We start from the raw sequence: 13002 nt of genomic DNA on the forward strand, positions 1-13002 counted from the left end.
GTTTTCGACCAACCAGTCAGATTACATACCGAGCTGGTCCTTCGAACCTCCAATATCCTACTGGAAAGCTGTTTCGGCAAAACTTCTGAGTTTGCGGGAATGCAGCCGTTCGGCCGTCATGTCGCGCATCTTTTCCATTGCCCTGATGCCGATTTCCAGATGCTGGGCAACCTGCCGCTTGTAAAAATCGGTCGCCATGCCCGGTAATTTCAATTCTCCATGCAACGGTTTGTCAGAGATACACAGAAGCGTTCCATAAGGAACCCTGAAACGAAATCCATTGGCCGCAATTGTCGCCGATTCCATATCAAGCGCGATCGCCCTGGACTGCGAGAACCTTTTGACAAGTTCAGGCTGATCCCAAAGTTCCCAATTCCTGTTGTCCAGTGACACAACAGTGCCGGTTCGCATGACACGTTTTAGGTCATAGCCATCAATGCCAGTGATCTCGGCAACCGCATCTTCAAGCGCAACCTGCACTTCCGCCAGAGGCGGGATCGGCACCCAAACCGGCAGATCCTGATTGAGAACGTTGTCGTCACGCACATAACCGTGGGCAAGCACATAATCGCCAAGTGTCTGGCTGTTTCTGAGACCGGCACAGTGGCCAAGCATCAGCCAGACATGCGGCCGCAGTACTGCCACATGATCCGTAATGGTTTTGGCATTCGACGGACCGACGCCAATATTGACCATAGTGATGCCGCTGCCATCGGCCCGCTTCAGATGGTAGGCCGGCATCTGAGGCAGCTTCGCAGGCTCGGTGCCGCTGCAGGGCTCGCAATCTCCTGCCTTGGTCACCAGGTTACCAGGTGAAACAAAAGCCTCGTATCCACTATCCGGATTTGCCAGAAGTTCCTGGGACATGCGACAAAATTCGTCGATGTAAAACTGATAGTTCGTGAAAAGAACATAGTTCTGAAAGTGTTCGGCAGCCGTTGCCGTATAGTGCTGAAGACGGTGCAGCGAATAGTCAACGCGCGGTGCCGTGAAAGACGCAAGCGGCATGATCCCGTCGCTTGGCTCATAAGTGCCATTGGCGATGGAATCGTCCATCACAGTCAAATCAGGCAAGTCGAATATATCCGCCAGCGGGCGTTCCAGATTGGCCGCTGCGGCGCCACCCTCCACATGCGTTCCATCGTAGAAGGCAAAATGCAGTGGGATCGGCATTTCACTGTCACCGACCTGAATTGGCACATCGTGGTTCTTCATCAGGAGCGAAAGCTGCGTGCGCAAATAATTTCGAAAAAGATCAGGCCGTGTGATGGTTGAGGCGTGTGTCCCCGGCCCGGAGACAAAACCGTAAGACAAGCGACTGTCCAGACGTATATGGCTGTCGGTCACGATCCGCACTTGCGGATAAAACGCTCTTACGCGTTCGGTGATTTCCTTGCCTTCCAGAAGGTTCTGAAACTGGGAACGCAAAAATGCAGTGTTGTCTTCAAATATTTCAATCAGCCTGTCGACCGCCTTGTCGGCGTCGGTAAAAACCTCGAGCGGATGTGAAGGCGCCAGCCGCACGCGCCGGACTTCGAGTTGAAAATTCGTGCTGATACTGTTGGACATAAACCGTCTCCTTATTGTTGTTATGGGCGACACAGTCCCGCCAACTCATGTCCGGGTCAATAGATCCGGCATCTGTTTTTGAATTTTTTTTCGCAGAGAGAAAAAATCTGCGCTTATAGTTCCAGGCAAATCAGATGCACTTTTCCCGACGATGTGAAGCCGGTATTGTCATCATGAATTTTTACGAGGAGTTTCCCATGCAACGGTCCATAGTTTCTTTTGCACTTGCAGCTGCCGCGGTGTTTGGTGCCAGCTACACTGCCCTTGCCGACAGCCTTCCCGACCTTGACGGCAAGGAAGTCGTCATTGCTTCGGAAAACACCTACCCGCCTCTTCAGTTCGTTGATCCCAAGTCTGGCGATGCAATCGGTTGGGAATATGACGCAATTGCCGAGATCGCCAAACGACTGAACGTGAAAGTCACGTTCCAAAACACCAGCTGGGATGCCATGATCCCCGCAATCAGTGCAGGTGAATATGACCTCGCCATGAACGGCATCACCATTCGTGAAGACCGTGCACAGCAAGTGGATTTTTCAGACCCTTACATGCGCTCCGAAATGTTCATGCTGGTCAGAGAAGATGAAGACCGCTTCACCGATCCCAAGAGTTTTGCTGCCAACAATGACCTTCTGGCCGGTGCGCAACCGGGCACAACACCGTTTTACGTGACTGTTTATGATGTCCTGGATGGAGACGAGGCCAACCCGCGTATCAAGCTCTTTGAAACATTCGGCGCGTCTGTTCAGGCACTCAAGACCGGTGATGTCGATCTCGTTCTGACAGACAGCACCGGGGGACAAGGCTATGTCGCTGCCAACCCGGACACGTTCAAGCTGATCGGCGATCCGATGGGCACGGAAGATTTCGGCTTCATCTTCCCGAAAGGTTCCGAACTCGTCGGCCCGTTCAACGCGGCAATTGCCAGCATGCGCAGCGATGGAACCATTGATGCGCTCAATACGAAGTGGTTCTTCGACTATAAAGTGGGGCAATAGCACCCCCTGCGTTCTCTAACCAAATAGAGACGCCGCCGTTAGGCCGGTATCGGGGAAAGTATTCCGGTGCCGGCTGTTTTTTATCTACTGGCTTGTCAGTTTTTCCAGGCCGGTGGCACTTATCTCATATCCAACCAAAGACCGAGCCATGTTCCGCAAATCCAAGCAAACCGGCGCTTCACAGCAAGACTTCCCTTACTGGCTGGTCGCCGCCTGCGGCATAGCGGTATTCATGCTGATACAAATCGCAACAGACGATATCTACAGCCAGGTCATGGCAACGGTCTCTCGCGGGATCGGTCTGACGATCTTCGTCACGCTTGTCGGTTTCTTCCTGGCGTCTGTGCTTGGTCTTCTTCTGGCTCTGGCCTCATTGTCCGGTTCCCTGATTCTCAGGCAAGTGGCAAGGTTTTATGTCGAAATCGTGCGCGGATTGCCGATCATCGTCTTGCTGCTTTACATCGCCTTTGTCGGGACCCCGCTGCTGATTGCGCTGATTAATGCGGTCCTGGAACCCCTCGGCCAGGAACCTCTGCGCACGCGCGACTTCCCGCTTTTGTGGCGCGCTATCCTGGCACTGACTATCGGTTATTCAGCTTTTATTGCCGAGGTATTCCGAGCCGGCATTCAGGCAGTCGACAAGGGACAGATCGAGGCAGCTGAAGCGCTTGGTATGAACCGGTGGCTCAGGTTTCGATTGATCGTGTTCCCCCAGGCGTTAAAGACAATTCTCCCGCCACTCGGGAACGATTTTGTCGCCATGATCAAGGACAGTTCGCTGGTGTCTGTTCTTGGCGTTGCCGACATCACCCAACTCGGCAAGGTCTATGCTGCCGGTTCCTTTCGGTATTTCGAGACCTACAACATCGTTGCCCTCATCTACCTGATGATGACCATAACGCTTTCGCTGGCACTGCGCAGATTTGAGCGCACCCGCATTGTCGGAGAACGATAAATCCCGTTTGGCGAATTCGACATGTGGTTCTTGATTTGGTGTCGAGGCCCAACAACCTTTCACTCTGTCATACAGGCATATTTCGACTTTCAGCTGGTCGCGCTTGAAACGGCACACCACGCTTTGCCAACGTGTAGTTCTGTGGAATCTTACGTCGACTTGAGCAATGCGCTGCACCTGGGGGATAAAAGGAATGCGTTCTTTTGAAGAAATTGAAACGCTGGCAGAGGAAAAAAAGGGCGGTCCGGACAATTTGAAGAAGCTCTTGAGTGAGCACAATCAACCAAAATCCGAAGATGAACTTGAACAGATCGGCGATGACCGCTGGCTCTCCATGTTCACGAAATGTGTCTTTCAGGCAGGTTTCAGCTGGAAGGTCATCGACCAGAAATGGCCGGGTTTCGAAGAGGCGTTCGAAGGCTTCGATGTCGCCCGCCTCGCCTTCTTGCCTGACGAAGCCTATGAAGCCCTCATGAAAGATACGCGCATTGTGCGAAATGGCGCTAAAATCAAGTCGGTCCAGCACAACGCTATCTTCCTGAAGGATCTTGCTTCAGAACACGGGAGCGCGTCCCGATTTTTTGCGCAGTATCCGCCAAGCGATCAGGTCGGATTGATGGAGACGATCAAGAAGCGCGGCAGTCGCCTGGGAGGGAGTACAGGACAAATCGCCCTGCGCTTCATGGGCAAGGAAAGTTTCATCCTCACAGGCGATGTGGTTAATGCCCTTATCCGTGAAAGTGTCATTGAGAATGACCGCATGTCGAAAAAAAATCTAAATGCCGCGCAGGTTGCTTTTAACGAATGGAAAGCAACTTCCGGTCGCAGCATGAATGAAATCAGCAGAATTCTGGCCTTTTCGGTCGGATGATGTCATTAACTTCTCATTTAACTTTTACGATTGTAAACAAAGCATTGATTCAATAAGAATTTTTGTTTTGGTCGTTTAACCGCTGATTTACCAAACCCGGTAACCATGACACTCGAAATTGCGTGAGGTATTGCGTCGCAATGAGTGTACTGAGTACCGGGGTGTCCTCCGCGGCACCCCATCCAACAAATTCGACGGAAGCATCTGCTTCCTGGCTGAACACGATCTTGAAGGGCGACTGCGTAGCCGCCCTTGAGAAGCTGCCGTCCCGGTCTGTCGACCTGGTCTTTGCCGACCCACCCTACAATCTCCAGCTGGGTGGCGATCTGCACCGGCCGGATCAGTCCAAGGTGGACGCGTGTGACGATCATTGGGATCAGTTCGAGAGCTTTGAGGCTTATGATGCCTTCACCAGAGCATGGCTTCTGGCGGTTCGCCGGGTGATGAAACCTGACGGTTCACTTTATGTGATCGGGTCTTATCACAACATCTTCCGTGTCGGCGCGATCCTTCAGGATCTCGGCTTCTGGATCATGAATGACATTGTCTGGCTGAAGTCCAACCCGATGCCGAACTTTCGCGGCAAGCGGTTCACCAATGCCCACGAGACGATGATCTGGGCTGTCAAATCCAAGGATGCGAAGCCGACATTCAACTATGATGCGTTGAAAGTCTTCAACGAAGACCTTCAGATGCGTTCGGATTGGCATTTGCCGCTTTGCACAGGCGCAGAGCGCTTGAAAGGTGCCGACGGCCAGAAAGTGCATCCGACCCAAAAGCCGGAGGCCCTGCTCTACCGGGTTCTGACCGCTTCTTCAAAACCGGACGATGTCGTGCTCGATCCGTTTTTCGGAACCGGCACCACCGGCGCTGTCGCCAAGAAACTTGGCCGCAACTTTGTTGGTGTTGAACGCGAGCAGGACTATATCGATGCCGCGATGGAGCGCATTGACGCCATTGAAACGGGTGATGCGAGCGCTTTGGAAATGCAAAAGGGCAAACGTGCCCAGAAGCGCATTCCTTTCGGCACATTGCTCGAAAACGGTCTCCTGCAACCGGGCACTGAACTGACCTGTTCCAAAGGCAAACATCTGGCAGTCGTTCGGGCAGATGGTTCGCTCAAGTCCGGAGATCACACCGGTTCCATCCACAAAGTGGGTGCTCTGGTTCAAGGCCAGGAAGCCTGCAATGGCTGGACGTTCTGGCACACAATAGAAGGCAGCAGAAAAGCTCCGATTGACGACCTCCGCAAGGAAATCAGATCAAGACTGCAGGCCTGACGAATATAAAAAGCAGAAGAGACTTCGCGTTCCCCGCGGGATCCCACTTTCCCCGCCCTCCAGAAACGAGGGCGGGTTTTTTCTTTTGGTTCCCTACTTTTGAACGTGTTGCAGACTATCGCCTGTGTCAGGCACTTTCGATTTGGGACAATCAGATCCACGACTGTCGATTTAGGTGCGCAAACTGTGCAAATGTGCGCGGTTGAGTGCCGGTCAGTTTTTTCACGTCGTCAGTCACTCTGTTCTCGCAGCCTTGTGAGATACTGACGTCCATTCCCGCCAGTATCTCGGCGTAATTGCGCGGCATTCCCAGACTGGTGAAGCGATTGATCATCTGCATTTCACTTTGTTCGACATAGCGAACCTCACGTCCGGTCTCAGCTGAGAGTATCCTGGCCACGTCTTCGTATGAAAGTGCTTCAGGGCCCGTTAGCACCACGTCATTGTTCACCGCGGATTTCCCAGTCAGTGCAGCAAGTGCTGCTTCTGCGATATCGTCCACATCAATGAAAGGTACGCGTCCGTCAGCCGTCGCAGAATAAATCTCATTGGTCCCGCGGATCGTTTTCAAGTGCTGCTGTTCTGAAAAGTTCTGCATGAACCACGTGGGTCTAAGCACACACCATTCCGGCGCTGCTTTCTGCAGATAGTCGTGCACCTGCCCCATCATTGGCCCACCTGACGGAAGCGACGATGCACTTAACAGAACAAATCTGCTCACACCGAGCGCAAGCGCCTGATCAATGAACGGCTTCATGAGCTCAAGATGATCAGCGCGATCGGTCGGTGCGAGTAGATATACGCCGGTGACCCCATCCAAGGCGGCAGCAAAGCCGTCATGGTTTTCCCAGTCATGCAACACGTGGTTGGCTACTGCGGGGTTTCGCGTTCCCACACGAACCGTGAAGCCGCTTTCTTGCAGGCGATTGACGATCCGTCGGCCGGTTTTCCCCGTGCCGCCCGTCACAAGATACTCAGCGCTCATCTTGCATCTCGTTCTGCAAGATCTGACGAAGCGACTCCGTGCTTCCGGCCGCAGCCAAAACCACAAGTGGGTTCCAATAGTCCTTGTATGTGCTGATCAATCCGTCTCTCAGTTCGATCACCGAAATATAGTCCTGATCGTATCTTGAGGCGGTCACCTTGCTTTCTCCAGTGCAACTGAACTCAACAACAAATCGAGAATGATCCGCATTGGCGGTCACCTGATGCAAAGCCAAAGTGTGCAAAGAAACCAGCTTGCCAACCCGTGGCAGATAACGCGCAAGTGCCGCCTTGCCATCCAGTCTTCGAATTGCACCCTCTGGCGCATAGGGGAATTCAAAAACGATCTCGTCACAGACCATATCGAGAAGCGTTTCTGAACCCGGTTTGAGCGCATCACCGAGAGCCTTGCGCAACAAGGCTGCGAAATCTGTCAATTGAGGTTGTTGCGTCGTCATCTGACTTTACCTTTCAACGCCGGAACGCTACCGTCTCATCCTATTTAGGAGAGTTTCAATGGAACGCAACCGTATCAACGAAAAAAAATCACGAAAACCTGCCGGTGCAGCGTTGAAAAGGCCCGAGCTGACTCAGGCTCTCTACAGAGCATTGTTCGAAGAATGGGCGGAACGAGGATATGCGGCCATCAGCCTGGAAAGGGTCGCGTCGCGTGCGCAGGCCGGCAAAGCGGCTATCTATCGACGTTGGCCTTCAAAGCTCTTGTTTTGTAGCGATGCAATCAAGGAGACCGCAATTCCCTTGGTGGAAACCCCGGATTGCGGATCACTGCAGGAAGATGTCCTGGCTTTTCTGCTTAATCTCAGACGCGTCTTGAGACATCCGCTTGTAAGGAGAATCCTTCCTGACCTTGAAGCAGAGCGCGCTCGTGGAGGCGAGATAACGTCCATACTTGATCATCTTGCAGCAGAACGGCGCGCACGATTTCAAGATCTGATCGACCGGGCCGTTTCGCGGGGCGAGCTTGGTCAAACCGTCGATCGGGACCTGATCTTGGATACCCTACCAGCGCCTCTTTATTGGAGAATGATCGTCAGGGGACAAAACGCAAGCAGAACAGTGCTGCACACCCAGGCGAATATGCTGGCTGCCGCCTTGCGGGAGGCTTAGGGTAGATCATTCTCCAGAATATCCGCCAAAGCCAATGGCTCTGTCACCATCGCATCGTGGCCGGATGCAATCCGGGTCACAGGCCATCCAAAGCCTTGCGCCCGTTCCAGGGCCACTTTCGCCGGTCGATACGGTGGATCAGTGCATTCGATATATGCGGCCGGAATGCCGTTGCCGATCGGATTGTTCAGGTTCAGCGCGGTTGTGAAAGTTCGAAACGGATGCGGGGTCAGCCTTGACTGGAGAAAGGCCACATCTTGCGGGCGTATCACGCCAAAACTCTCGGGAGGAGCTGGAGGCAGGCTCAAACCTCCACTGGTTTGATTGGCCAAATCCGTGCGGTCACGCGCCATATCCTCAGGCAACAGGTCCATCCAGGTTTCACCTGAATTCAGCATGATCGCGTCAAGATAGACAAGTTTTGCGATCCTGTCCGGAAGAAGATCGGCAACGCCGGTAATTGGAATTCCTCCGAAACTGTGACCGACCAGAACAACGTCTCTCAAATCCTCGAACTGAAGATGCGCGACAATGTCCTCAACGAAAGTCCGGATGGTTATGTCCTTGGACAAAAGATGTGCTCTTTCACCCAGACCTGTTTGGGTCGGTGCGCTGACGCTGTGGCCACGCTCACGCAGAATGTCTGCAACGCGAAACCAGCACCAACCGCCATGCCAGACGCCGTGCACAAAAACATATGTTCTGGAAGTCATAAGGCTATCCCGGGTCTATTCAGCCGCGTCTTGCTCAAACTGATACCCCTGCAACTGTTTGAGTTTGTGCCCCACCTGCACAATCGCTTCAAGAGCTGGAATGAGCTCCAGACCGAGGTCGGTCAGCTCATATTCGACGGACGGCGGTGACGTCGGGCGCACGTGGCGGAGCAAAACACCCCGGCTTTCCAGTTCAGACAAGCGTGCAGATAAGACCTTGGAAGAGACTGGGGGAATATCACTTTTCAACTCGTTGAAGCGTCTCGGTCCCGCACGCAGGCTCCAGATCACGTTCGGCGCCCATGCCCCGGCAATCACTTGCATACACTCAGTCAACATGCAGGGTTCTGGCGGCTTCGGGCTCTGATTCTTGCGCATTTTCAACGGCATGACATCTCTTTCACTTGCCCTGGTTTCCAAGTCACGTCGGCGAAATCAGGTTTCCCGGCGGTAACTCGAAAATTCAAGTTACCAATAGAAACCTACTTGTCAATAGATATCAGATCTCACACTTTCTGGGCCTCCAAACCGCAATATGGGAACCTGAAACATGAAACTCTTTTATAAACCCGGCGCTTGTTCCATGGCCGCACACCTGCTCTTGAATGAAGCCAATGCAAACTACAGTCTTGAAAAGGTCGACACAGAAGCCGGTCTTACGGAAAGCGGCGCTTCCTTTTCCGAGACCAACCCTCGGGGCTATGTGCCTGCCCTGGAATTTGAAAACGGCTATGTGCTGACCGAGAATGTTTCCGTTCTACATTGGATTGGAGAAAATTTTCCGGAACTCTCATCAGACAGTGCCGGAAATCCTCTGGACCGTTTTCGGCAGCTGGAACTCTTGAGCTTCCTGTCCTCGGAACTGCACAAGGCCTTCGGTCCCTACTTTTCCGGCAAGGACTTTTCAGAAGCGCAGACCCGGGAAAATCTCGACAAGTTGAACGCCAAACTATCAGATTTTGACAATCTGCTCGACGGTGGTGGTCGCTATCTGTTGGGCGACGCCTTCTCGGTTGTCGACGCCTATGCCTTTGTCATCCTGAATTGGAGCAACTTCATCGGTGTCTCTCTGAGCGAATGGCCGGCAATCGTTGACTATATTGCTCGGATTAAAGCGCGGCCAGCTGCACAAAGGACGCTCGAGGAAGAGGGCCTTGCAGCATGAGCGACCCAACCAGCACCATCAAATCGGTTCTTTCCGAGTATTTCGATGCGCTTTACTTTTGCGACACCGCGTTGCTGCAAAAAGTATTTCATCCAAGGGCCATCTACGCAACGGCGGATGAAACACCCCTGCTCTATAGGACCATGAACGACTACGTCCCTGTGGTCGCCCGGCGACAGTCGCCTGCATCGCGTGGCGAAAGGCGCAATGATGTCGTGGACGAGATCCAGCTGGCAGGAGACAACACAGCGTTCGCGCGTGTTCGCTGTTCTATTGGCGACAAGGATTTCGTGGATCTACTGACCCTTGTCCGGGATCAAGGCACTTGGAAGATCATGGCAAAAATTTTCCAGATCAAAGCCCGTGAAGAAGGAGCCAGGTGATCGATGCCCTATGTCAATATTCAAGTCACCCGCGAAGGGGTTTCACCTGATCAGAAGGCAAAACTCATCAAGGGTACAACGGATCTGCTGGTCGACGTCCTGGGCAAAAGTCCCTCGACAACCTTCGTGGTGATTGAGGAAGTCGAAATGGAAAACTGGGGCATTGGTGGGTTGCCAGTGAAAGAGTACCGCGCGAGGCGGACATAACGATAGATCAATGAAGCCGGGCCTGTTCCGGCTTCATTGCCATTTGCGAACTGTCTGAGACACATTCATCAAAACAGGTCTGGCATAGTTCATCCCAAGGCTGTAGCACTTCAGCATCTCAACCAATGTGCCAATTTGCCGTCAAGACCTTCCCATGACTCGCACGCTGTACCAGACAATTCTTGGTGCCGACTTCGATCAGGTACCACCCGAAATCCGAAGGATGCACAGCTTTGCCCGTGTGGCGACCGGTTCTGCCGATGTGACACGCGGCCGCTCAGCGGTTGCCGGACTGATCTGCTATCTCGCCAGGCTCCCGGAGGCGCGGAAGGGCGTCGCCGTTGAAACACACTTTGCCCCCATTGAAGGAGGTGAAAGATGGACGCGCGTCTTTGGCAAACAACCGTTTCAAACAGATATGATGGTCGGCAAGCGGGACAACTTTCCCTGCATGGAAGAACGCCTTGGCCCGTTCTTGTTCAAGATGCGCGTCATCGCAACACCGGACGGTATCGACCTGACACCGGAAAAAGTCTATCTCGGACCGCTATCCATTCCCCTGTGGCTTTCCCCCAAGGCGATTGGCCGTGAGCGGGTCAAAAACGGTAAGTACTCGTTTTTCGTCGAGGTGACCTTCCCAATTGTCGGGAAGGTCTTTGGGTATACGGGCTGGCTTGAGCCCTCCGTGCTTCTGGACGAAACCGGGAAAGCCTGAAAGGTTCAGTCAAACTCCACCAGAGCCTTGCGCCGTTTGCCGACCGAAAGGGACAAACGCTCATTTGCACCCAGGTCGCCCGTTCCGATACGGCGGCGCGCATCATCGACAATGTGATTGTTGAGACGCACCGCCCCTCCTTCGACCAACCGCCTGGCCTCACCGTTCGATCCGGCAAACCCCAGGGCAACGACCAGTTCCAAAAGGCCGAGTCCCTCAGCCAATCGGGAGAGCGGCAACTTGTGGGTCGGCTCCAAAATATCGCCCTCGCCCGCGAAAAGCGCATCCCCCTGCCGCAGAGCACCCAGCGCTTCTTCCGGGCCGTGCACAATTGTCGTTACCTGAGTGGCAAGTATCTTCTTTGCTTCGTTCAGCTCAGCGCCCTGCAACTCTGACAAACGCTCGACTTCTTTGATCGGCAATTCGGTGAAAAGACGCAGGAACTTGCCGACATCTGCGTCAGCCGTGTTGCGCCAGAATTGCCAGAACCCGAAGGGCGACAGGTGCTCTGGATGAAGCCAAACCGCACCGGCTGCAGTCTTGCCCATCTTGGACCCGCTTGCCGTTGTCAGAAGCGGTACGGTCAGTCCATGAAGCTTGCGGCCATCGCGACGCCCCAGCTCGACGCCATTGACAATGTTGCCCCACTGATCGGACCCTCCAACCTGTAGACGGCATTCGTGACGTTTGGATAACTCAAGAAAATCAACGGCCTGCAGCATCATGTAGCAGAACTCCAGAACCGTCAGCGGCATTTGTGCTTCAAGCCGGGATTTGACGCTGTCGAACGTCATCATCCGATTGACCGTGAACTGAGAGCCATAGTCGCGGAGGAATTCCAGGAAGCGAAATTCGTTCAGCCACTTCGCATTGTCGACCAACAGAGCCCCATCTGCACCTTCCATGTCGACCAGCCTTTCGACCGAACGACGGATGGAGGCGATGTTCGCCGCGATCTGGCGTTCTTCGAGCATCGGCCTTGCGTCCTTGCGGAAGCTCGGATCTCCAACCTGGCTTGTGCCTCCGCCAAGAACGATGATCGGGCGATGTCCGAGTTTCTGCAGCCAACGCATTGTCATGAGCGGCATCAAATGCCCGACATGGAGGCTGGCCGCGGTCGCATCGAAACCAGCGTACGCAGTAATCGGCCCCTGCGACAGGGTGTTGTCGAGGGCTTCGATGTCCGTGCACTGATGCACGAGCCCACGCTCAAGAAGCACTGCGAGCGCTTCCGATTTGAGTTTTGAAGCAGGTTTCCCGGCTTCGATCATATGTTTGGTCATAGTTCGCTTCCTGGTTCCCCCGCCAGGAAGCTTGGGTCCTAGAAACCAAAAAGCCGCCTGACGCGGCGGCTTTTGAGGTGTCTATGTTGTGAGCAAGATCCTACGCAGCCGCCGGTATGTCGGTGACGTAATAAAAATACACAAAGGATGCGCTGGTCTTGATCATGAGAGCTTGATGCAAGATGACGAAGGATGAGTCAAGTGGCTTATCCGCTAACCGTCTCAGTCGGGTAAAAGTTTTGCGAGGATCTTGAAGAGCGTTTCGATGTCCCTTTCGGTCAACCTGTCGGCGAAATCCTCTTGGATCGCGGTTTGGTAGGTCGGCCACATTTCATCAAGCAGGTTTCCACCTGCTGACGTCAGATAGACCAGAACGCCCCGCCCATCTTCCTGCGCTTTCCGCTTCTCCGCGTAACCGGCTGCAACGATCCTGTCGACAAGCCGTGAGGCGTTGTACTGGGCAAGCAAGGTGCGTTTTTCAATCTCGATCAGACGCAATCCCTGTCCCTTGGCCCGCCGCAGTTCAAGCAGCACATCGTACCAGGAAAGCGGCGGGTGACCCGATTTTTTCAATCTGTCTTCGACGCGTTCGAGGGCCGTACTGCTTGTACGATGTAGCCGTGCCCATGCGTTTATCGCCACTTCGTTCGGCAACTCTTCTGATCTCTTGGTCATGGTCCGACAATGCAATTTAAATGCAGATGCATCAATCTTGAATTTTCATGCACTTGCATTTACTTATATGCAACTG

16 protein-coding genes are annotated in these 13002 nt (G+C 53.6%); 9 read left to right on the top strand and 7 right to left on the bottom strand.

Annotation, left to right across the window (positions count from 1 at the left end; all coding sequences use genetic code 11):
• Positions 1-57: 57 nt before the first annotated feature.
• Positions 58-1569 (bottom strand): AMP nucleosidase, encoded by a 1512-nt coding sequence (locus K1718_RS22565; protein ID WP_173006126.1) that lies wholly within the window; start codon positions 1567-1569, stop codon positions 58-60.
• A 197-nt stretch (positions 1570-1766) separates the two neighbouring features.
• On the opposite strand from K1718_RS22565, the gene K1718_RS22570 reads away from it, so the two are divergent.
• From K1718_RS22570 to K1718_RS22585, 4 genes are all read left to right on the top strand, one after another.
• Positions 1767-2567 (top strand): transporter substrate-binding domain-containing protein, encoded by an 801-nt coding sequence (locus K1718_RS22570; protein WP_265680764.1) that lies wholly within the window; start codon positions 1767-1769, stop codon positions 2565-2567.
• Positions 2568-2715: 148 nt separating this feature from the next.
• A complete protein-coding gene (locus K1718_RS22575) occupies positions 2716-3522 on the top strand; it encodes an amino acid ABC transporter permease (RefSeq protein WP_265680763.1) in 807 nt (268 codons plus the stop codon).
• A 193-nt stretch (positions 3523-3715) separates the two neighbouring features.
• Positions 3716-4393, top strand: a complete 678-nt coding sequence (locus tag K1718_RS22580) for a DNA-3-methyladenine glycosylase I (RefSeq protein WP_265680762.1) — start codon at positions 3716-3718, stop codon at positions 4391-4393.
• 140 nt (positions 4394-4533) lie between these two features.
• Positions 4534-5673, top strand: coding sequence for a site-specific DNA-methyltransferase (locus K1718_RS22585; RefSeq protein WP_209006683.1), 1140 nt, complete (start codon positions 4534-4536; stop codon positions 5671-5673).
• A gap of 151 nt (positions 5674-5824) precedes the next feature.
• On the opposite strand, the gene K1718_RS22590 is transcribed toward K1718_RS22585, so the two are convergent.
• On the bottom strand, positions 5825-6658 hold the full coding sequence (locus K1718_RS22590) for an ergot alkaloid biosynthesis protein (RefSeq protein ID WP_265680761.1): 834 nt from the start codon (positions 6656-6658) through the stop codon (positions 5825-5827).
• The gene (locus K1718_RS22595) at positions 6648-7115 is read right to left on the bottom strand and encodes a nuclear transport factor 2 family protein (RefSeq protein WP_152503088.1); all 468 of its coding nucleotides are present in this window, start codon (positions 7113-7115) and stop codon (positions 6648-6650) included. The genes K1718_RS22590 and K1718_RS22595 overlap by 11 nt, the downstream gene beginning before the upstream one ends.
• Positions 7116-7173: 58 nt before the next feature.
• Between K1718_RS22595 and K1718_RS22600 the strand changes: the two genes are divergently transcribed.
• The gene (locus K1718_RS22600; protein WP_265680760.1) at positions 7174-7785 is read left to right on the top strand and encodes a TetR/AcrR family transcriptional regulator; all 612 of its coding nucleotides are present in this window, start codon (positions 7174-7176) and stop codon (positions 7783-7785) included.
• Here the strand turns inward: K1718_RS22600 and K1718_RS22605 are convergent.
• Together K1718_RS22605 and K1718_RS22610 are read right to left on the bottom strand one after the other, a co-directional pair.
• The gene (locus K1718_RS22605; protein ID WP_265680759.1) at positions 7782-8498 is read right to left on the bottom strand and encodes an alpha/beta fold hydrolase; all 717 of its coding nucleotides are present in this window, start codon (positions 8496-8498) and stop codon (positions 7782-7784) included. The two genes, K1718_RS22600 and K1718_RS22605, sit on opposite strands and share 4 nt — an antisense overlap.
• Before the next feature lie 15 nt (positions 8499-8513).
• Positions 8514-8837 (bottom strand): winged helix-turn-helix transcriptional regulator, encoded by a 324-nt coding sequence (locus K1718_RS22610; RefSeq protein ID WP_265680758.1) that lies wholly within the window; start codon positions 8835-8837, stop codon positions 8514-8516.
• A 211-nt stretch (positions 8838-9048) separates the two neighbouring features.
• On the opposite strand from K1718_RS22610, the gene K1718_RS22615 reads away from it, so the two are divergent.
• From K1718_RS22615 to K1718_RS22630, 4 genes are all read left to right on the top strand, one after another.
• The gene (locus K1718_RS22615) at positions 9049-9663 is read left to right on the top strand and encodes a glutathione binding-like protein (RefSeq protein WP_265680757.1); all 615 of its coding nucleotides are present in this window, start codon (positions 9049-9051) and stop codon (positions 9661-9663) included.
• Positions 9660-10046 (top strand): nuclear transport factor 2 family protein, encoded by a 387-nt coding sequence (locus K1718_RS22620; protein WP_265680756.1) that lies wholly within the window; start codon positions 9660-9662, stop codon positions 10044-10046. The genes K1718_RS22615 and K1718_RS22620 overlap by 4 nt, the downstream gene beginning before the upstream one ends.
• A 3-nt stretch (positions 10047-10049) precedes the next feature.
• Positions 10050-10253, top strand: a complete 204-nt coding sequence (locus K1718_RS22625) for a tautomerase family protein (RefSeq protein WP_265680755.1) — start codon at positions 10050-10052, stop codon at positions 10251-10253.
• Positions 10254-10407: 154 nt separating this feature from the next.
• On the top strand, positions 10408-10968 hold the full coding sequence (locus tag K1718_RS22630; RefSeq protein WP_265680754.1) for a DUF4166 domain-containing protein: 561 nt from the start codon (positions 10408-10410) through the stop codon (positions 10966-10968).
• Between the two features lie 5 nt (positions 10969-10973).
• Here the strand turns inward: K1718_RS22630 and tyrS are convergent, their stop codons facing one another.
• Entirely contained in the window at positions 10974-12251 is a 1278-nt protein-coding gene (gene tyrS, locus K1718_RS22635) for a tyrosine--tRNA ligase (protein ID WP_265680753.1), read from the bottom strand.
• Positions 12252-12473: 222 nt separating this feature from the next.
• Positions 12474-12926, bottom strand: coding sequence for a MarR family winged helix-turn-helix transcriptional regulator (locus K1718_RS22640; RefSeq protein WP_152503097.1), 453 nt, complete (start codon positions 12924-12926; stop codon positions 12474-12476).
• Between the last annotated feature and the right edge of the window lie 76 nt (positions 12927-13002).

Origin of the sequence: Roseibium porphyridii (genome assembly GCF_026191725.2) — a bacterium.
GTDB lineage: Bacteria > Pseudomonadota > Alphaproteobacteria > Rhizobiales > Stappiaceae > Roseibium > Roseibium porphyridii.

Bases quoted from the DNA above. Each gene is read 5' to 3' on its own strand.
- K1718_RS22620 (WP_265680756.1), top strand. From the start codon at position 9,660: ATGAGCGACCCAACCAGCACCATCAAATCGGTTCTTTCCGAGTATTTC.
- K1718_RS22625 (WP_265680755.1), top strand. From the start codon at position 10,050: ATGCCCTATGTCAATATTCAAGTCACCCGCGAAGGGGTTTCACCTGAT.
- K1718_RS22630 (WP_265680754.1), top strand. From the start codon at position 10,408: ATGACTCGCACGCTGTACCAGACAATTCTTGGTGCCGACTTCGATCAG.
- K1718_RS22585 (WP_209006683.1), top strand. From the start codon at position 4,534: ATGAGTGTACTGAGTACCGGGGTGTCCTCCGCGGCACCCCATCCAACA.
- tyrS (WP_265680753.1), bottom strand. From the start codon at position 12,251: ATGACCAAACATATGATCGAAGCCGGGAAACCTGCTTCAAAACTCAAA.
- K1718_RS22605 (WP_265680759.1), bottom strand. From the start codon at position 8,498: ATGACTTCCAGAACATATGTTTTTGTGCACGGCGTCTGGCATGGCGGT.
- K1718_RS22595 (WP_152503088.1), bottom strand. From the start codon at position 7,115: ATGACGACGCAACAACCTCAATTGACAGATTTCGCAGCCTTGTTGCGC.
- K1718_RS22600 (WP_265680760.1), top strand. From the start codon at position 7,174: ATGGAACGCAACCGTATCAACGAAAAAAAATCACGAAAACCTGCCGGT.
- K1718_RS22610 (WP_265680758.1), bottom strand. From the start codon at position 8,837: ATGTTGACTGAGTGTATGCAAGTGATTGCCGGGGCATGGGCGCCGAAC.
- K1718_RS22570 (WP_265680764.1), top strand. From the start codon at position 1,767: ATGCAACGGTCCATAGTTTCTTTTGCACTTGCAGCTGCCGCGGTGTTT.
- K1718_RS22565 (WP_173006126.1), bottom strand. From the start codon at position 1,569: ATGTCCAACAGTATCAGCACGAATTTTCAACTCGAAGTCCGGCGCGTG.
- K1718_RS22575 (WP_265680763.1), top strand. From the start codon at position 2,716: ATGTTCCGCAAATCCAAGCAAACCGGCGCTTCACAGCAAGACTTCCCT.
- K1718_RS22580 (WP_265680762.1), top strand. From the start codon at position 3,716: ATGCGTTCTTTTGAAGAAATTGAAACGCTGGCAGAGGAAAAAAAGGGC.
- K1718_RS22615 (WP_265680757.1), top strand. From the start codon at position 9,049: ATGAAACTCTTTTATAAACCCGGCGCTTGTTCCATGGCCGCACACCTG.
- K1718_RS22590 (WP_265680761.1), bottom strand. From the start codon at position 6,658: ATGAGCGCTGAGTATCTTGTGACGGGCGGCACGGGGAAAACCGGCCGA.
- K1718_RS22640 (WP_152503097.1), bottom strand. From the start codon at position 12,926: ATGACCAAGAGATCAGAAGAGTTGCCGAACGAAGTGGCGATAAACGCA.